The sequence below is a fragment of the Rothia sp. HMSC069C10 genome, from assembly GCF_001812205.1.
Classification (GTDB): Bacteria; Actinomycetota; Actinomycetes; order Actinomycetales; family Micrococcaceae; genus Rothia; species Rothia mucilaginosa.
In genome coordinates this window covers 1-18282 of sequence record NZ_KV808295.1, presented here as the reverse complement: position 1 = coordinate 18282, position 18282 = coordinate 1, and the positions used below count along the sequence as shown (strand labels likewise).

At 60.3% G+C, this 18282-nt stretch carries 15 protein-coding genes, 1 tRNA gene and 1 riboswitch; of the genes, 8 read left to right on the top strand and 8 right to left on the bottom strand.

Annotated elements, in window-relative coordinates:
- Positions 1 to 24: 24 nt before the first annotated feature.
- The 3 genes from HMPREF2842_RS01930 to HMPREF2842_RS01920 all read right to left on the bottom strand — a co-directional run bounded on the left by HMPREF2842_RS01930 (position 25) and on the right by HMPREF2842_RS01920 (position 2577).
- The gene (locus tag HMPREF2842_RS01930) at positions 25 to 1524 is read right to left on the bottom strand and encodes a sensor histidine kinase (RefSeq protein ID WP_070642295.1); all 1500 of its coding nucleotides are present in this window, start codon (positions 1522 to 1524) and stop codon (positions 25 to 27) included.
- Between the two features lies 1 nt (position 1525).
- Complete coding sequence (locus tag HMPREF2842_RS01925) at positions 1526 to 2230, bottom strand: response regulator transcription factor (RefSeq protein WP_005504528.1); 705 nt, start codon at positions 2228 to 2230, stop codon at positions 1526 to 1528.
- Between the two features lie 74 nt (positions 2231 to 2304).
- Entirely contained in the window at positions 2305 to 2577 is a 273-nt protein-coding gene (locus HMPREF2842_RS01920; protein ID WP_049357300.1) for a hypothetical protein, read from the bottom strand.
- Between the two features lie 141 nt (positions 2578 to 2718).
- Between HMPREF2842_RS01920 and HMPREF2842_RS01915 the strand changes: the two genes are divergently transcribed.
- The 3 genes from HMPREF2842_RS01915 to HMPREF2842_RS01905 all read left to right on the top strand — a co-directional run bounded on the left by HMPREF2842_RS01915 (position 2719) and on the right by HMPREF2842_RS01905 (position 5943).
- Positions 2719 to 3483 carry a DUF3027 domain-containing protein gene (locus tag HMPREF2842_RS01915; RefSeq protein WP_246823141.1) on the top strand — a complete coding sequence of 255 codons (765 nt, stop codon included), beginning with the start codon at positions 2719 to 2721 and terminating at the stop codon, positions 3481 to 3483.
- 209 nt (positions 3484 to 3692) lie between these two features.
- A complete protein-coding gene (locus tag HMPREF2842_RS01910) occupies positions 3693 to 4397 on the top strand; it encodes an iron-dependent transcriptional repressor DtxR (protein ID WP_049346095.1) in 705 nt (234 codons plus the stop codon).
- Positions 4398 to 5093: 696 nt separating this feature from the next.
- Positions 5094 to 5253, top strand: a riboswitch (cyclic di-AMP (ydaO/yuaA leader).
- The gene (locus HMPREF2842_RS01905) at positions 5254 to 5943 is read left to right on the top strand and encodes a C40 family peptidase (RefSeq protein WP_070642288.1); all 690 of its coding nucleotides are present in this window, start codon (positions 5254 to 5256) and stop codon (positions 5941 to 5943) included.
- 181 nt (positions 5944 to 6124) lie between these two features.
- On the opposite strand, the gene HMPREF2842_RS01900 is transcribed toward HMPREF2842_RS01905, so the two are convergent.
- The gene (locus HMPREF2842_RS01900; protein WP_070642285.1) at positions 6125 to 7120 is read right to left on the bottom strand and encodes a DUF4031 domain-containing protein; all 996 of its coding nucleotides are present in this window, start codon (positions 7118 to 7120) and stop codon (positions 6125 to 6127) included.
- Positions 7121 to 7225: 105 nt separating this feature from the next.
- Here HMPREF2842_RS01900 and HMPREF2842_RS01895 point away from each other — a divergent pair.
- The 5 genes from HMPREF2842_RS01895 (at position 7226) to HMPREF2842_RS01875 (ending at position 14299) form a co-directional block, all read left to right on the top strand.
- Positions 7226 to 7298: transfer RNA gene (locus HMPREF2842_RS01895), tRNA-Arg, on the top strand.
- Positions 7299 to 7475: 177 nt separating this feature from the next.
- Positions 7476 to 10439: a UvrD-helicase domain-containing protein gene (locus tag HMPREF2842_RS01890; protein WP_070642282.1), complete on the top strand. Its 2964-nt coding sequence runs from the start codon at positions 7476 to 7478 to the stop codon at positions 10437 to 10439.
- A gap of 460 nt (positions 10440 to 10899) precedes the next feature.
- Positions 10900 to 12066, top strand: coding sequence for an ADP-forming succinate--CoA ligase subunit beta (gene sucC, locus HMPREF2842_RS01885; protein WP_005504561.1), 1167 nt, complete (start codon positions 10900 to 10902; stop codon positions 12064 to 12066).
- A 29-nt stretch (positions 12067 to 12095) separates the two neighbouring features.
- Positions 12096 to 13013 (top strand): succinate--CoA ligase subunit alpha, encoded by a 918-nt coding sequence (gene sucD / locus HMPREF2842_RS01880; RefSeq protein ID WP_005504562.1) that lies wholly within the window; start codon positions 12096 to 12098, stop codon positions 13011 to 13013.
- A 359-nt stretch (positions 13014 to 13372) separates the two neighbouring features.
- Positions 13373 to 14299, top strand: coding sequence for an amino acid oxidase (locus tag HMPREF2842_RS01875; RefSeq protein WP_070642279.1), 927 nt, complete (start codon positions 13373 to 13375; stop codon positions 14297 to 14299).
- A 164-nt stretch (positions 14300 to 14463) separates the two neighbouring features.
- On the opposite strand, the gene HMPREF2842_RS01870 is transcribed toward HMPREF2842_RS01875, so the two are convergent.
- From HMPREF2842_RS01870 to HMPREF2842_RS01855, 4 genes are all read right to left on the bottom strand, one after another.
- Positions 14464 to 15642: a VIT1/CCC1 transporter family protein gene (locus HMPREF2842_RS01870; protein ID WP_049340937.1), complete on the bottom strand. Its 1179-nt coding sequence runs from the start codon at positions 15640 to 15642 to the stop codon at positions 14464 to 14466.
- A 303-nt stretch (positions 15643 to 15945) separates the two neighbouring features.
- A complete protein-coding gene (gene dps / locus HMPREF2842_RS01865) occupies positions 15946 to 16443 on the bottom strand; it encodes a DNA starvation/stationary phase protection protein Dps (protein ID WP_005508202.1) in 498 nt (165 codons plus the stop codon).
- A 349-nt stretch (positions 16444 to 16792) separates the two neighbouring features.
- A complete protein-coding gene (locus HMPREF2842_RS01860) occupies positions 16793 to 17449 on the bottom strand; it encodes an HAD family hydrolase (RefSeq protein ID WP_049340938.1) in 657 nt (218 codons plus the stop codon).
- A gap of 18 nt (positions 17450 to 17467) precedes the next feature.
- Positions 17468 to 18151, bottom strand: a complete 684-nt coding sequence (locus tag HMPREF2842_RS01855; protein WP_070642275.1) for an NAD(P)-dependent oxidoreductase — start codon at positions 18149 to 18151, stop codon at positions 17468 to 17470.
- Positions 18152 to 18282 lie beyond the last annotated feature (131 nt).

Below are 18282 nucleotides of genomic sequence, written 5' to 3'. Positions count from 1 at the left end.
AATCCGGGGGTTTATGCATCAGTACTACTTCATCAGCTGATCGTCCGAGACGGGCGGCGGATAGAACGGCAAAGAAATCACGAAGGTAGCGCCGCCACCATCGGTCTCTTCAATGTGAATCTTGCCTTCATGCTGCTCGATAATCGCAGCCACAATGGACAGACCCAGACCCGTACCGCCGGTCTCACGCGAACGTGAAGCATCGGTGCGGTAGAAACGCTCGAAGACGCGCTCGCGGTCCTCGCCGTGAATGCCGGGGCCGTGGTCGCGCACCTCCAGCACGGACAGCGGGAAGCCGGGAACCTCTTCGCGTACGCCCACCGCAATCTCCAGGGGAGAGCCGTCGGGGGTGTAACGCATGGCGTTGGTCAGCAGGTTTGCCACGACCTGACGCAGGCGCGATTCGTCGCCGAGCACGGTTGCGGAGGTAGGTGCCACCTCTTCGTTCAGACCCACCAGGGACACCGCACGGTCGGGTGCCGTAGCGTAGGCGTCGTTACTTGCGTCCACCGCCAGGTTGAACAGGTCGAAGGGTGCCAGCTTGGATTCACGGCGCTCATCAATACGCGCCAGGGTCAGCAGGTCTTCCACGAGCTGACCCATACGCTTGGACTCCGATTCGATGCGGCTCATCGCGGTAGCGACGGCCTCATCGGTCGGTAGCGCGCCCTGACGGTACAGCTCCGAGTAGCCTCGAATACTGACCAGAGGGGTGCGCAGCTCATGCGAAGCGTCACCCACGAAGCGGCGCATTTTTGCCTCGCTCTTCTCGCGGGCTTTGAAGAGCATTTCAATCTGGGTGAGCATCGTGTTCAGCGAAACCGCAAGGTTACCGATCTCGTTGCTGGGGTTGTAGTCCTCAATACGCTGAGAGAGGTCACCGGCAGCGATCTTGGCGGCGGTCTGCTCCACGCGAGCCAGCGGCTCGAAGGTGCGGGTCACAATCACCCAGGTCATTGCAATCGCGGAGGCGAGGGTCGCCAAACCAAACGCGAAGGTCAGCACACCTACGAGGGCGACCACCTGGTTCGTTTGTTTCAGCGGCATGGCAATGATGAGGGAAGCCGCCTCCGGCAAGCCTGAAGAGTCGTTGGCTTCAATGGGCACGGCGAGCACACGCCAATCGGAGGAGCTTCCCACCGAGTTGACGGTGACCGCCTCCTCGTTTTGCTTGCGAACCTTCTCTTCGGTCCAGCCCTGCAGCGCCGGCTCGCTGAACTGTTCGCTGTCCTCGGACTTGAGCGAGTACAGTACGTTGCCGTCCTTATCGAGCAGGTACAGGCGGTAGGTGCTCAGGGATTGTTCCTGATTGCCGGAAGGGCGCACGGTCGCCAGCTGCACGAGTGAGGGGGCGCTGTTCTTCATCTCTTCGTCCAGCTGGTGCACCATCTGGGCACGCAGAGCGGAAATCGCCACCAGGCTCGTCACCGCAATGGAGAGGGCGATGAGCATGGAGGTAATGAGTACCAGCTGGGTGCGAAGGGAAAGAGACTGGGGGATCCGGTCGAGGGGTTTGAGCGCCACGTTAGCCTCGAGAACCGCGAATCATGTAGCCCACACCGCGCTTGGTGTGGATGAGCGGCTCGTGGTTTTCACGGTTGTTGTCAATCTTGCGGCGCAGGTACGAAATATAGGACTCAACGATGGAGGAGTCGCCGTTGAAATCGTACTCCCACACGTGGTCGAGAATCTGCGCCTTGGACAGTACGCGGTTGGCGTTGAGCATCAGGTAGTGCAGCAGGTTGAACTCGGTGGGGGAGAGGTCAATCTCTTCGTCACCGAGGAACACTTCGTGGGTGTCCACGTTCAGGGTGAGGGCGTCAACGCGCAGTACGGCGTCGTCCTCTTCCTGGACGCTGCGGCTACGGCGCAGAATCGCGCGGATGCGGGCGATCACCTCGTCGAGGGAGAAGGGCTTGGTGACGTAGTCGTCACCACCGGCACCCAGACCGGTCACCTTGTCCTCGGTGGCGTCCTTTGCGGTCAGGAAGAGTACGGGGGTGGTGGTGCCGTTTTCGCGCAGGCGGCGGGTCACCTCGAAGCCGTCCATGCCGGGCATCATGACGTCCAGGACAATGAGGTCGGGGTTTTCGGCGTGCGCCTTTTCGAGGGCTTCGCGGCCGTTGCCGGCGGTAACTACTTCAAAACCGGCGAAACGCAGGGAGGTGGCGAGCAATTCAAGAATGTTGAACTCGTCATCGACGACTAGGAGTTTTGCTTCAGCAGACATACTCTATCTTTCTCTCTGAATGGCAGGCTGTACTTGATAAGTGAATGATGTGTGTGAGCTTGCGGCTCAAATCTTTATGCCTTGTTGCGGCGCATGACCGACAGGATGAGTGCGGCCATGAGTGCAATAAAGGCGACGGGTAGGAGGACCAGCGGAATCTGGCTCATGAGGGCGGGCGGCGTTGCCCCAACCCACTTCATCACGAGCATGGCAACTCCGGTGAGCAGACAGAGCAGGGCGAGAAGCGCACCTGCCGCGCCGAGCCAACGGATGGCTCCGGCGTAGGGCAGGGGTGCAGGGATCTGCTCTGCAGTGTTGTGCTTATCCTGTGCGGGTTCATTACTCATGAAATTAACGGTATCAGCTCACACACAGCTGTTCGTGGGCGAAGCCCCAGATTTAGCGGTTTGAGACCCAAATTCACAGCGTATGCGAAGCTTGGAGCGGGCGCCGCAATGTTTGCGCACGCGAGATGCTTTAATAGGGGTATGTCTGAACAGGTTATTGAACTGCTCCCCGAAACTACGCCCGCTACTGACGCGCCCGCAGAGTCCGTTGTGCCTTCTGCCGCGCCTGAGAGCACCGACGAGGGTAGCGCTGTACCTGCTGAGACTCAGCCCTCCGTGAACGCTGAGGAGACTGAGGCGGCTGATACGCCCACTGAGGGATCTACCGCTGAGGAATCTGCCTCCGGGGAATCTGCTGCCGAAGAAACCGCACAGAACGAAGACTCCACCCCCGACCCCTTCACCCCGCTGGATGAAGAGGTGGGCGCCCCCTCCCTGGGTGTTCCGCACAAGCTGCGCCGCACCTCCAAGGTGGATGAGATTCTTGCCGCCGCCAAGGATGTGGCTTTGCAGGGCGTTCAGGAAATCGCCCCGGCACACGCTATCGGCCTGGTGCACCACGTGCGCGCCGAGGAAGAGCGTCTGAGCACTCACCTTTTCGAGTGCACCCTGCCCGGTTACCGCGGCTGGTTCTGGTTCGCGACCCTCTCGCGTGCGCCTCGTTCCCGCGTGGCAACGATCTGCGAGGTGGGCCTGCTGCCCGGCGACGACGCGCTCATTGCGCCGGATTGGGTGCCGTGGGCTGACCGCGTTCGCCCGGAAGACCTGGAGGAGAACGCCGAGCAGGAGAACGCAGAGTCTGCCGAAACCGCTGAGGCAGAGGAATCTGCTGAGCCCGCAGAGAACAAAGCGGAAGAGAACGAATCTGCCGTGGAAGAAACCGCTGAGGCTGAGTCCGCAGAGTAAGCCTACCGTCTACTCCTCTTAATAAGGGGTGGGTTAGCAAAAGCGTATATATAAGGTGTCTTGAGTCGTCCAATGAGTTTTCATTGGGCGACTCAATGACTTAAGCCGTGGCAAAAGCCGCTGAAAAAGTACATAATAGATTATTGAATTAAGTAACGACTTAGGCAGTGCTATCTAAGTACTGTTGCGGTGATAGCTGGGAGAGATATATGACAGACCTCATCGATACCACAGAGATGTATTTGCGCACCATCCTCGAACTGGAGGAAGAGGGCATCGTCCCCATGCGTGCGCGCATCGCTGAACGACTCGAGCACTCCGGCCCGACCGTTTCCCAAACTGTGGCACGCATGGAGAAGCACGGCCTGCTCACCGTTGAGCCGGACCGCCACCTCGAACTGACCGAGGAAGGCCGCCACAAGGCGGTCGAGGTGATGCGTAAGCACCGCCTGGCTGAGCGGCTACTCTCCGACATTATTGGTCTGGAACTTGAGTACGTGCACGAAGAGGCATGCCGCTGGGAGCACGTCATGAGTGACAAGGTGGAGAAGCGCATCCTGGAGATGCTCAAGGACCCCAAGTTCTCCCCGTACGGTAACGCTATTCCCGGCCTGGAGGACCTGGGCCACGCTAGCGAGAAGAACGACGAGCGCACCGTGCCCATGTCCCTGGCGGCACGCGACTCCGGTCCCGAGGACCGTTTCACTATTTCTCGCTTCCCCGAGTCCATTCAGACTGACGTTGAGTTGCTGAAGCTGCTGGCTGACGCAGGTATTGTTTACGGCGCTTCGGTGTCCGTGGTCGCCGGTCAGGACGATGACGTGATTGTTCACGCCGACGGTGAAGAGGACACCCTCTCCCTGGATATGGACGTGGCAAACGCAATTGTGGTCAAGCGCGGCGGCAACCTCTAAGCTCTAATTCTGAGAGTCCGCTAACCCAGTTCACGCTAAACGGTGGTATCGCCTCCTCACTTGAGGAGGCGGTACCACCGTTTTTTGTGCCGTTAGCTCCCTGAGAACCGGCTTTGTCTTAGATAATGGACGATTTAGCTCAATAATCGGAGTAAAACGCCGCATATAAGGGAAGAATCGGGGAAAGCGGAGGAACGAGGCGTATTCGGGCTGCAAAAGGTGGACTAAGTGGCGTAGATCAGTGGCCCAGGCTACCCTCACGTGAGCGAGCATATACTCCTCTCTTAACTTTTTGGCAACTGCGCTTGAGTGCATTTTTCGCGTTTTTCGCTTAAATCTGAGGTTGAAGCTAAGAGACACGCCGGTTTCTGAGTGAGTATATGGGAGCAAAAGCTTAAGAGACGAGGGTCATTTTTAAGAGTTTTGAACCATGCCCTTAAGGGGTGGTAGTGTATTAAAAGCGAATGTGCATCCTTGTGAAATGCCTAGTCAAACGCCTTAATCTGCTTAAGCTCCCATAAATAAACGGGGTTCTAGTTGCCCAAACCCGCTCCGTTCCGCCGGGGGTGAAAGCTCAAAATTTAAGTCCGAATGAAGTGACAACTGGGAGTTTTCTGTGTATTCTCGATTTGTGCCTAAATCCTAATCGTAAGAGGGCACCGTCGAAGCGGTTCCGCTGAGTTCTGCCAACGCTTCGATGAACGTCTACCCAATATGGCAGAAGCGGGGGACCCAATCCCCAAGCTGGGATACGGCTTCTCAATCGAGAGGCCTCGGGGCTAAGTCACTTCGGTGGCCGAGCGAATCCATGCTCGAGTCCGACAGCTCACCTCGTCAGGCAATGGAGGAATTATCAATGGTTAAGAAGATCGTACGTACCGCAGGTGCAACCCTCGCAGCAGGCGCAATCCTGCTCGGCTCGACCGTTCCCGCGAACGCATTTGCACAGATCCCCGCTGCTGCTGATCTGTCCTACGACTACACCAACTACGAGTTCGACTACACCAGCTACAACACCCCCGCAACCACCTACGTTGCACCCCAGGCTCAGGCACAGCAGACCTACGTTGCTCCCGCAGCAACCGAGGCACCCGCTGCTCCCGCAGTTGAGACCTCCTACGTAGCACCCCAGGCTGAGGCACAGCAGGCTTACGTTGCACCCGTTGCAGCTCCGGCACCCGCTGCTCCCGCAGCTTCCACCGGTAACGCATCCCGCGACGCAATCGTTGCAACCGCAATGAGCGGCCTGGGCGGCGCATACGTTTGGGGCGGCAAGACCTTCGGTGCATGGGACTGCTCCGGCTTCACCTCCTGGGTTTTCGCTCAGCACGGTATCAAGCTGACCGCTTTCACCTACGCAATGAAGAACGAGCTGCGCCCGACCGCTAACCCCCAGCCCGGCGACATCGTCTTCCAGAACGGCTACAGCCACGTTGGTATCTACCTGGGCGACGGCAAGATGATTTCCGCTCTGAACCCCACCAACGGTACCCTGGTGCACCCCACCTCCTGGATGTCCGTTGACGGCTACTACACCGCTCTCTAAGCCTTAGCATATAAGAGCTGGGTCTAGCCCAACATACTTCTCAAAAGGCGCCTACCCCGCACGGGGTGGGCGCCTTTTGTGTACCTGAGATTTGCGTACCCGAGAGATTCCATGAAAATACCGCCGAGAGGGCACCTTAGTATGGGTGCATTCTCGGCGGTATGTGTTGAGGTGTGTGCGGCTAGGGCGCGAGAACCTGCAGAAGCCCCTGCGGGTCCTGCTCCCACTCTCTGAGCTCAGCACGCAGATTAGCCCGCGCGGGCTCCTCCCAGAGCTGCATAGCCTGTTCGGAGAGGAAGATGCGCTTACGACCCAGGATCGAACGCAGGAAGGTCGTACGACCGGTGCGGAACGCCTCATCGTCACAATGGGAGTATTCGCTACGCACTCCGCGCAGGTAGCGGCGGTAGCGTGCCGAATCAGCCGCCAGGATAGCCATATCGGCATCGAGGAAAAACTGAATATCCTCCGGCTCATAGCCCACCGGTAGGTCGGCAGACTCGGGCAGCTCGTGGGTTGCCGTGGCACGCACCAGAAGGCTCACCATCTGCAGCTCGTCACCACTGAGCAGACCCGCGGTAACCAGCGGCTCCAGGGAGGCGCTCGCCAGCTGCTCGCTACGGCGCTCATCCTCACCCGGCGCGCCCTCATACACCGCGTCGTGGAACCACGCCGCCAGAACCAACGCCAGGGGAGTAGAACCCTGCGTGCGGTGTGTGTAGAGGCGGTCCAGATCGGTGAGCATCTGCGAAAGGTGCCCGCTGTGGTGGTAGGCGCGGTGCGGCTGCTCCCACGCCTGCAACAGGCTCTCACCCAGCTCCGCGACCTGTTGCTGGAATGTAGCGGGAGCCTTCTCGAGGCGGGGTGCAAACGCCGCCTCCCAGGCGCGAAGCAGGCGCGGGCGAATCTTCTCGGGGCGTTCCTTTAGGGGAATGCGCAGACCGCTGGCAATGAGCGTGCGAGTCAGCTGTGCGCCGCTGAGTTCCTTCGCACCCGCCCGCACCAGCTCGTCGTAGAGGTGCGCCGGAACATCGTAGTGGTCGCGGTCGAAGGCACGCTCACTGATGCCCGCAGTCGCGGCGAACTCGTGCAGTTCCGCCAGGGACACATCGGAGATGAGATGTGAGAAGACGGTGCCGTGTGCGGGCCAGGTGGGCGGGTCAATGTAGATGCTCATTCGTACATTGTATGAGCGGTTCTGCCGCCGGGTGCGGGTGTCCTCAGGCGGTGAACACGGGCTGTGCGGACTCGCGGCGCGGGGTGCTTTATACTGGATAGGTACGCCCTCGTAGCTCAGGGGATAGAGCACTTCTCTCCTAAAGAAGGTGTCGGACGTTCGAATCGTCTCGGGGGCACACAGAACCGGTATTCACGCCGGTACGAGAAAACCGCCCGTCGCTTGCATTAGCAGGCGCGGGCGGTTTTCTTATCTTTGCTCGAATGAGAGGGCGGCGGATGACCGAGCGGGTGGGAGCCGCGGAGCAAATGCGGTAGCATGGAATATCGAACGTGTATTCTAGGCAGCGAGGTAGATGATGAGCGACAAGCCCGAACAGCAGAAGCAGCCCTTCACCGAACAGGACGGCCTGTTCGCCGCCGAACTCGTCACCCCCGCAGCACCGGTAGCGGATGACGAGCCGCCCTTCGACCCCTACTACGACGTACCCCCTGCCGAGGACGACTACTACGCCCCTCCCATGGACGCCGCAGTGATGGACGCCCCGATGATGGAGGCGCCCGCACAGGACGTACCCGTCGCCCTGCCCACCGGCATGCCCGCCTACGGTACCCCTGCTACCAGCGCGCCCGTTCCTGAACCCGGCGCACCCGCAGCCTTCACCGCCGCAGACCCGCTCGGCGACTTCATGCCGCCCGCCTACCGCGTCGGTGGCTACGGCGATGACTTCGACCCCGCCGACCCCTACGGCGAACGCGCCCACAGCCTCAACGCCGTGGACCCTACCTCACTCACCGCAGGGCTCAACGAACGCCAGGAAGAAGCCGTGCTGCACTCCGGCGCGCCCCTGCTCATCGTCGCGGGCGCCGGCTCCGGCAAGACCCGCGTGCTCACCCACCGCATCGCCTACCTGCTCGCAACCCACCGCGCGACCCCCGGCCAGATTCTCGCCATCACCTTCACCAACAAGGCCGCCGCCGAAATGCGTGAGCGTATCGAGGCGCTGGTTGGTCCGCGTGCCAAGCACATGTGGATTTCTACTTTCCACAGCTTCTGCGTGCGCGTGCTGCGCCGTGAGGCCGCCGCGCTGGGTTTGAAGTCCACCTTCACCATCTACGATTCGACCGACTCGCAGCGCCTGCTGAGCCTCATCATTAAAGAGCTCAACCTGGACACCAAGAAGTTCACCGCCAAGGCCGTAGGTAACCGCATCTCCGCGCTGAAGAACGAGCTGGTCAGCGCTGAAGCGTACGCATCCCGCGTGGCGAGCGATAATCCGTACGAGAAGACCATCTCGCAGATTTACACCGTCTACACGCAGCGTCTGCGCGCCGCCAACTCCCTCGACTTTGACGATTTGATTGGCCGCACCGTCTTCTTGCTCAAGAAGTTCCCCGAAATCGCGAACTACTACCGCCGCAAGTTCCGCCACATCCTCGTGGACGAGTACCAGGACACCAACCACGCCCAGTACCAGCTCGTGCGTGAACTGGTCGGCGCCCACACGAAGGCACCGGCTGACCGCGGCCCCTACCCGGACGCCGTGCCCCCTGCCGAGCTGACCGTGGTGGGTGACTCCGACCAGTCCATCTACGCCTTCCGCGGCGCGGATATCCGCAATATTACGGACTTCGAGAAGGACTACCCGAACGCCCACACGATCCTGCTGGAGCAGAACTACCGTTCCACGCAGAACATCCTCTCCGCGGCGAACGCGGTCATTGAACGCAACCCCGACCGTCGCCCCAAGAAGCTGTGGACCGCCTCCGGCGCGGGTGCGAAAATCATCGGTTACGTTGCTGAATCCGAGCACGCCGAGGCGCGCTACATCACCCGCGAAATTGACCGCCTTGCCGATGAGCACGGCGTGCAGCCCGGTGACGTCGCAATCTTCTACCGCACCAACGCGCAGTCCCGAACCCTCGAGGACATGCTCATGCGTGCCGGCCTGCCCTACCGCGTGGTCGGTGGTACCCGCTTCTACGAGCGTAAGGAAATCAAGGACGCGCTGGCGTACCTGCGCGCCCTGAGCAACCCCGATGACGACGTGAACGTGCGCCGCATCCTCAACGAACCCAAGCGCGGTATCGGTGCCAAGTCTGAGTCCGTGGTGGCGGAGTACGCGAGTGCGAACCGCATCTCCTTCTACGCCGCCGCACGCCAGGCCGCCGATATCCCCGGCCTGGGCGCTGCCGCCGTGAAGAAGTACGCCGAGTTCGTGCGCCTCATGGACGACCTGGCGCAGATTGCCCGCACCGAACCCGCCGCAACCTGCCTGGAAGCGGTCCTGGAGCAGACCGGGTACCTTGCGGCCCTGCGCGCCTCAAAGGACATTCAGGACGAATCGCGCGTGGAAAACCTCTCCGAACTGCTCGACGCCATGGTCGAGTTCGAGACCGAGAACCCCGGCGCCGACCTGGAGCAGTTCCTCGAACATGTGGCTCTGGTCGCCGACGCCGACTCGATTCCGAACCGTCCCGCCAGCGCGGAGGGTGAGAACGCCTCCGCAGCGCAGATTGCCGCGGAAGCAGCCGAGGCGAAGGCGCAGGGCATGGTCACCCTCATGACCCTGCACACCGCCAAGGGCCTGGAATTCCCCGTGGTGTTCCTGACCGGCATGGAACACGGCCTGTTCCCGCACCAGCGCGCCCTGACCGATGAGAAGGAAATGAGCGAGGAGCGCCGCCTGGCGTACGTGGGTCTGACCCGTGCCATGGAGCGTCTGTACCTGACCCGCTCCGAGACCCGCACGATGTGGGGTAAGAGCCAGTTCAACCCGCCCTCGCCCTTCCTAGAGGAGATCCCGGAGGAGCTGATTGAGTGGAAGCGCACCGCCGGTTTCTCGGGCTTTGGTGCCTCCGGCATGGGTGCGTACGGCGCTCGCGGTTCCTATGGAGGAAGCTCCTACGGTAGCTCGTATGGTGGCGGCTATTCGGGTGGTTCCCGTTCCGGCTACGGTGGCTATTCGGGCGGCTATGGCTCGGGTGGTTACAGCGTCGGTAGCTCGCGCGGCTCATACGACCCCTACGAGTCTCGCCCCGCACGCCGCTCTGAGCCGTCCACCGCGGATATTAACGGCTCGGCAAGCTACGGGCTGGCGGCGGTTGCCTCCTCGAAGGTGACGAACCGTTCCCGCGTGCATCAGAGCAAGGAAATCCCGACTCTGGCGGTCGGCGATACCGTGCGCCATACCAAGTTCGGTGAGGGCCGCGTGCTCGCCGTTGAGGGTAGCGGCGATAAGACCGTGGCGAAGGTTCGCTTCGGCTCGGAAGAGAAGCGCCTGCTGCTGCGTTACGCGCCGCTGGAGAAGGTGAGCTAACGCGTCAGGGGGTGAGAACCTGACAACGCCGCTGGAGGGGCGGGTACTTGAGGGTGCCCGCCCCGCTTTTGTGTGCCGTATCGGGCGTGTTGTCCGCCTGCTGAGAAGGTGGCCGAGGCTTCGCAGAGCACGGCGGTAAACGCCGCATTTTCGCCGGTATTTCGCGGCGGATGGGGGAGCGCGAGTTCGGGTTAGTTACCCGGTGCACAGCCTTTGGGTGGAATGTACCCAAAATATTTGTGAGCTGAGTCGCTAAAATCTCAGATTTGGGGCTCTGTGAGTGCGAGCTCACGCCGAATCCGATAGAGTAGAGACGAGAGAAATTCCCCGCGTCAATGATGCGTGTGCGCCGGGTGCGAGAGACCCCTATCGCACCGTACTGACCACACGGGGGAACCTCCTCTAATGACCAGGCCGAGTGCACCAGTACTCGGCACCACTTCGAAGAAGAAGGACACCTGTGGACCTTTTCGAATACCAGGCGCGCGAGCTCTTCGCAAAGCACGGTGTACCCGTGCTCAAGGGCATTGTTGCGACCACCCCTGAAGAAGCAAAGGCAGCAGCTGAGGAAATTGGCGGCCTGACCGTCATTAAGGCTCAGGTTAAGACCGGCGGCCGCGGTAAGGCTGGCGGCGTTAAGCTCGCAAAGTCCCCCGAAGAAGCTTACGAGCACGCTAAGGCAATTCTCGGCATGGACATCAAGGGCCACACCGTTCACCGCGTGCTGGTCGCTGACGGCGCAGACATCGCCGAAGAATACTACTTCTCCCTCCTGCTGGACCGCGCAAACCGCTCCTACCTGGCAATGTGCTCGGTAGAAGGCGGTATGGAAATTGAGCAGCTCGCTGCTGAGCGCCCCGAGGCACTGGCAAAGATCGAGGTTGACCCGCTGGTTGGCCTGGACCAGGCTAAGGCTGAGGAAATTGCTAAGGCAGCAGGTTTCTCCGCAGAACTGCAGGAGAAGGTTGTTCCCGTTCTCGTCAAGCTGGGCGAAGTCTACACCAAGGAAGACGCAACCCTGGTTGAGGTTAACCCCCTCGTTCTGACCCCCGAGGGCACCATCCTCGCCCTGGACGGCAAGGTCTCCCTGGACGACAACGCAGAATTCCGCCAGCCCGAGCACGAGGCTCTCGTGGACAAGTCCGCTGAGAACCCGCTGGAAGCTAAGGCAAAGCAGTTCGACCTGAACTACGTGAAGCTGGACGGCGAGGTCGGCATCGTTGGTAACGGTGCAGGTCTGGTTATGTCCACCCTGGACGTCGTTGCATACGCTGGTGAGAACCACGGCAACGTCAAGCCCGCAAACTTCCTTGATATTGGTGGCGGCGCGTCCGCTGAGGTTATGGCTGCTGGTCTGGAAATCATTCTGGGCGACGAGCAGGTCAAGAGCGTTTTCGTGAACGTCTTCGGCGGCATCACCGCATGTGACGCAGTGGCAGACGGCATTGTGAAGGCTCTGGAGATTCTGGGCGACGCAGCAACCAAGCCCCTGGTTGTGCGCCTGGACGGCAACAACGTTGCTGAGGGTCGCCGTATCCTCTCCGAGGCGAACCACCCGCTGGTTGTTCTGGCTGAGACCATGGACTCCGGCGCTGACAAGGCAGCAGAGCTCGCTCACAAGGCGTAATCGCCAGCAAAGGATTTCAAGGAAGTAATATGTCTATCTTTGTGAACAAGGACTCCAAGGTCATCGTTCAGGGCATCACCGGTGGCGAGGGTACCAAGCACACCGCACGCATGCTCGCAGCAGGCACCAACATTGTGGGCGGCGTGAACGCTCGCAAGGCTGGCACCACCGTCACCCACAAGGCGAAGGACGGCTCCGACATCGAGCTGAACGTGTTCGGTTCTGTAGCTGAGGCTATGGAGAAGACCGGCGCGAACGTCTCCATCGTCTTCGTTCCCCCGGCCTTCACTAAGGCAGCAGTTCTCGAGGCTATCGAGGCTAAGATCGGCCTCGTCGTCGTCATCACCGAGGGCGTTCCGGTTCAGGACTCCGCAGAGTTCTGGGCAGCTGCTAAGGCATCCGTGGACGAGAACGGCAAGCAGATCACCCGCATCATTGGCCCCAACTGCCCCGGCATCATCTCCCCCGAGGAGTGCCTGGTTGGTATTATCCCGGCGAACATCACCGGTAAGGGCAAGATTGGTCTGGTTTCCAAGTCCGGTACCCTGACCTACCAGCTGATGTACGAACTGTCTGACATTGGTTTCACCACCGCTATCGGTATTGGTGGCGACCCCATCATCGGCACCACCCACATCGACGCTCTGGAAGCTTTCGAAGCTGACCCCGAGACCGAAGCAATCGTCATGATTGGTGAGATCGGTGGTGACGCTGAGGAGCGTGCTGCAGAGTACATCAAGGCAAACGTGACCAAGCCCGTCGTTGGTTACATTGCAGGCTTCACCGCTCCTGAGGGTAAGACCATGGGCCACGCAGGCGCTATTGTCTCCGGTTCCTCCGGTACCGCTCAGGCGAAGAAGGAAGCTCTGGAAGCAGCAGGCGTGAAGGTCGGTAAGACCCCCTCCGAGGCTGCAAACCTGATGCGCGAAATCTTCGCAGCGAAGTAAACAGCATAGTATTGCGGCAGATGCCGGTAGTCCATGAGGCTACCGGCATCTGTGCTTTAACCGAGAACTTAACAGAGACAGCGCCGAAGAACGCTCAGAGGCGCTGGGGGAGTGCGCTGGGGAAAAGAGGAGGGATAGAGCCGCTCCAGCTGTCGAACAGTGCTGGGATTTGAGGGTGCTTTTGAGATGTTTGAACCAGAGCGGTAGAACTTGCGACAGAAAGTAAGATTGTGCACATCCGCCCTCATAAGGTGCAGATATAACCTTAACCTTTGTATACTGGAGTGCATTGAGCCTAGTCAGAATCATTTTGAGCGGCTCTAAGAAACATCAAACACTCACAGGAGATCACTACACTCATGACTCAGCCCATCTCTCGCCGTACCATCGCCAAGGCAGGCGTCTGGTCCGCACCCGTCGTCGCAGCCTCCGCGGCCGTTCCCGCCTACGCCGCATCTAAGGAAACCCCCGGCGTGCAGTACGGCGTGTACGTCAGCGTGCAGAACAACGGCGGCTACGTCGGCTACGCATCCTCCAACAACACCGGCACCATCAACCCGGCAAGCCCCGAGGCGCACTTCACCGCCTCCGGCACCCCCGACTCCGACATCAACTGGGACGACGCAACTTCCAAGCCCAAGAGCGCAACCTACGTCAACGGCGAAGGTAAGTTCACCCCCGTCACCAACTCCCAGACCGGCGCAAACGGCGCATACATGTCCTCCAGCGGCTTCTGGTGGTCCGTACCGACCAAGGACACCGCAACCGGCACCGGCTACATCCCCGGCAGCAACGTAACCCTCGCAGCTGGCGCAACCTTCGTGACCGAGGTTGAGTACACCGTCGCCGCCAGCGCACAGTCGCTCCTTAAGCTCGGTAAGATCAACGGCCAGGCATGGGCCCCCTCTGGTCGCAAGCTGACCGGTAAGACCACCGAACTGGTAGCCTCCGCAGGCCAGGCAAAGTACCTGTCCGTGGCGCAGACCGCCGGCACCTGGACCGCAGAAGTACCGACCGTCACCAAAAACTCTGACGGCACCTACACCTTCAAGGGTCGTATCGTCTACACCACCAGCAAGGCGTACACCATGAAGCAGACCGGCACCAAGTACTACAGCCAGACCAACTTCATGCCGGCGCAGCTGCGCTTCCCTGCAAATGACGGCTGGGTCTCGTACAAGCAGACCTCCAGCGTGCAGGTTGCAAACCTGACCTACTCCGGCAATGGCGCAACCGGCTCGGAGAGCGTTTCCGGTCAGGCCACCACCGCGGAGATTCACCCGTAATAGATCAACCCCTCATGCAGGGTAAGAACATATAGAAAACCCCCGGCGGATACACTGAATGTATCCACCGGGGGATTTCTGCATCCGAATAGTTCTCAAACGCTTGAAAACAAATTCCAGAGCGGCTATATACACTTGTCGAGAGCTTATTGGGGGTGTTGTAACTAGCCGACCGTCGTGCCGAACGCCAGACCCAGCAGGTAGGTCACGAATGCAGCGCCAAAGCCAATTAGAATCTGACGAACACCGCGCTTGAGCGGGGAAGCACCCGAAAGCAGGCCCACCACGCCGCCGGTGAAGCCCAGCGCCGCACCCACAAACAGCAGGGACAACACCATCGCGAACACACCCGACAAGCCAAAGATATACGGCAGAATCGGAACCAACGCACCCGAAGCGAAGAACGCGAACGACGCTGCGGCGGCACCAATATCGGTACCCAAAGCCACATTCTCCTCACGATCCTCTTCCTCGCGGTGAGACAGCGACGGATCGCAGTCACAATCCAGGTAGCCGAAACGCTCCATCGCACGGTGATGCGCCGCGTCCGGCTCCATGCCGCGGGCACGGTAAATGAGCTCCAGCTCGTTCGAATCCAAATCCAAATCGTGCGCAACACGCAGGGTCACCTGGGTCGGCTGGGAGGCATCCAGCAGCTCACGCTGAGAACGCACCGACACGAACTCACCCGCCGCCATCGACAGCGCACCCGCCAGCAGACCCGCAATACCCGACAGCAGAACCATCGAACTGGACGCGCCCGACGCGGTAATACCCATAGTCAGCGCCAGATTCGACACCAAACCGTCGTTAGCGCCAAAGACCGCCGCACGGAAATTACCCGAAAGCTTCTCGCGACCGTTAGTCGCCAGGGCGCGAATAATCTCCTCGTGAATCGCCTCGTCAGCCGCCATTTCCTCGGTGGCGTCCGGGTCCTCAGCGTAGGGGGAGCGGGACTCGGCGCGCTGAGCCATCGCAAGAATAAACACCGAACCGAAGTTCTTCGCCAAGAACTGCAGTAGCTGCGATTGCAGGGACGGGCGCACGTGTACATCCGCGTGCTCGCCGAGCATGTCACGCCAATGCTGCTGGTGACGCTTCTCCGCCTCAGCAACCTGCAGCAAAATCTCACGGTCGGTACCCTCGGCACGGCGAGCCAGGTAGCGGTAGATGCGCGCCTCCGACTCCTCATCGGCAAGGTAGCGGCGCCAACGCTTAATCTGCGTGGGGGAGGGGGAGGTAACGGCGCTATGGCGGGTGGCCTGCGGAGCCTCGGTAGCGGTGTTTTCCGGCTGAAGTTTCTCAGTTTCTTCGCCGTGCTCGTGCTGGGCGTGCGTGCTCATAGTTCCCTTTCCACGGGTGCCGTGCGTGCAGGGCTGGATCCCTGCGCCTGATGATGCGTTCATGTCTGTGTGCTCTGTCATGAACAGTGAACCACTCTAGAACACTCTGAACAGAAAATCTAGGACGGCCTAACCCGATAATAATGTTCGCCTCAACGTACTCTAGAGTACCCCGCGGGCGAGGCGAAACGTCGGGAAAAAGCACCGAAACAGCACAGAAACCGGGCGGGTGCACCCTCCATAAAGGAGAGCGCATCCGCCCGGTTTCGTGATTCTAAAAATTCGTGTCTTTAGAACGATGGCTTAGATGTTGCCTTCGCCGTTTTCCAGGAACGCGCGGATGAACCACTGGAACTTCTCCAGCTCAGCGGTCTGACCAATCAGCAGGTCCTCAGTGACGGGGTCGGACTCACCGGCAAAAGCAATAGCCTTGCGGTGATCCTTGATCACACGGGTGTACACGTCGTTCAGAGCGTGCAGGTGGTCAGCAACGCGTGCGCGGCCGACGGGGTAGTCCTCGACGGTGCGCTGTGCGACCAGTGCGCCAGCCAGGCCATTGGGGGTTGCGCCCAGGGTTGCCATACGCTCTGCGATGGCGTCGACGAACTCGCGGACGGTGTCGACCTGGGGGTCAATCATTTCGTGAACGGCGATGAAGCCGGGGCCGGTCACGTTCCAGTGAGCGTGCTTCAGCAGCAGGTGCAGGTCGTTCAGGTCGTGCAGACGTGCCTGGAGAACCTCGGAAATGCCCTTGCCTTCTTCGAGGGTCAGGCCGGGTGCGGTGTAGTTTGCGAATGCCATGATGGTCTCCTTCATGATGCTGTGATGCTTGTGGTTCGGTGGGATTTGTCGCCCCGCCGAATCGTTATTATGAGTAAATCATTTTAAGGAACCATTGTCAAGGTTATTTTGAGTAATTCGTAATAAATTGTCATCTATGTGTCGCGCCGCACTTAAAAGCCCCTGTTCAAAAGGCGCTGCTTAAACGTGTCAGCCCCAAATGCCCGCGTGGCTCACCGCCCAAGCACGCACAAAGGGTGGGACACGCGGTATCTCATATCGCGCATCCCACCCTTTATGGTGAAGCGTATTCAGTTTTCTACAGAGCTTCCGGCCTTTCTGTAGGGCTTCCCGCGTGCGAATCGGGCGGTTACGCCAGCGCGCGAACCGCCTCCAGAGTCAGCTCCTCATGCTTGAGGCGCGCGGTGCCCAGCTCCGCCGGAACCTCCAGCTCGCCCGGCACAACAATGACACGCATACCCGCCGCGGTCGCACTGCGCACGCCCGACGGGGAGTCCTCAAGAGCCACGCACTGAGTCGGATCAACACCAAGACGCTCCGCCGCCAAAAGATAGGGCTGCGGGTCCGGCTTGGGGTTGGTGGTCTCATCGTTGCCAATAACCACCGAGAACGTGCCCTCGGGTGCCGCGTTTGCGGTGCGGCGAGCCACGGAGGTGGTTGCGTTTGTGACGATGGCGGCCGGAATCTGTGCATCGTGAACCTCCGAGAGGAAACGCTCAATGCCAGGAAGGAACTCGACCGGCTGCTGCGCCAGGGCCTCGCGCACCTTCGCCACCAGTCGATCGTTAATCTCCTCGTCCGGCAGGTTCACGCCGCGCTCGCGCAGACGATCCAGGGTGAACTGCATCGACAGGCCCAGGCAATCGAGGGTGTCCTGCTCGGTCCAGGTGCCGCCAAATTCTGCGGTGAGAGCAACCTTTGCGGCAGCCCATACGGGTTCAGTATCGACGAGGGTTCCGTCGTGGTCGAAGAGAATGGCGGCGGGGAAGGTGTTCGTAGTCGTCATGTCATTAAGCCTACCGGTTTATTTCTGGGGCGAGTGTAGGGCAACGTCCCCAATCGTCACCAAAAAATCTGTGCCCGCATTCTGAGGGTTCTTGGCGATAGTGAGCAGTGCATCGGCAACGTCTTCACGGGCAATCGTGGGGATGCCCGGAGTTCGCTCGACGCTCGCCATGTCAAATACCTTCACCCCGCCCTTACCGGGCTTATCGGTCAGCCTGCCCGGATGAGCACGCGAAATATACGGCTGATATTCGGCAACCAGGGCGTCCGCCTTAACCTTGTCGGTAAAAATGCCGCGCATGATGACCTTGCACACCAGGCGCATGGGGAGGGACGCGGTCCGTACCGTATCGCCCACACCGTAGGCACTCATCAGAACGCAATGCTTTACGCCTGCGCCCGTGACCGCCTCCATGATGAGGGGCAGACGCTCCTGCATGAACGTGGAGGAGAGAAACTCTCGCACCGTGGTTTTCTGGCCCAGGATGCTGACCATGACGTCCTGCCCGGAGGATGCTGCGGCGAGCTGTTCGGCATCGTTCAGGGTCCCCGGAATGATAGTGAGATTTTGGTGCGCCCCCAAAAGCGCTTGTGCCCTATCGGGGTTGCGCACGTAGGCGGTGACGGTGTGCCCCTCCTCTAGGGCTTTGCGGGTGAAGAGGTAGCCGGTGCGGCCGGTTGCACCTAGAACCAGTATTTTCATGTGGGTCCCCATTCGTGACTGTGATTGTTGTGGGAGCCCGCAAGCACCCAGCCTCGCAAGTACCCAGTCCGGTCAGTATAACAATGCGGTTTTGACTGGGGCTTGAACTGCGCCCCGAAACTTGGACGCAT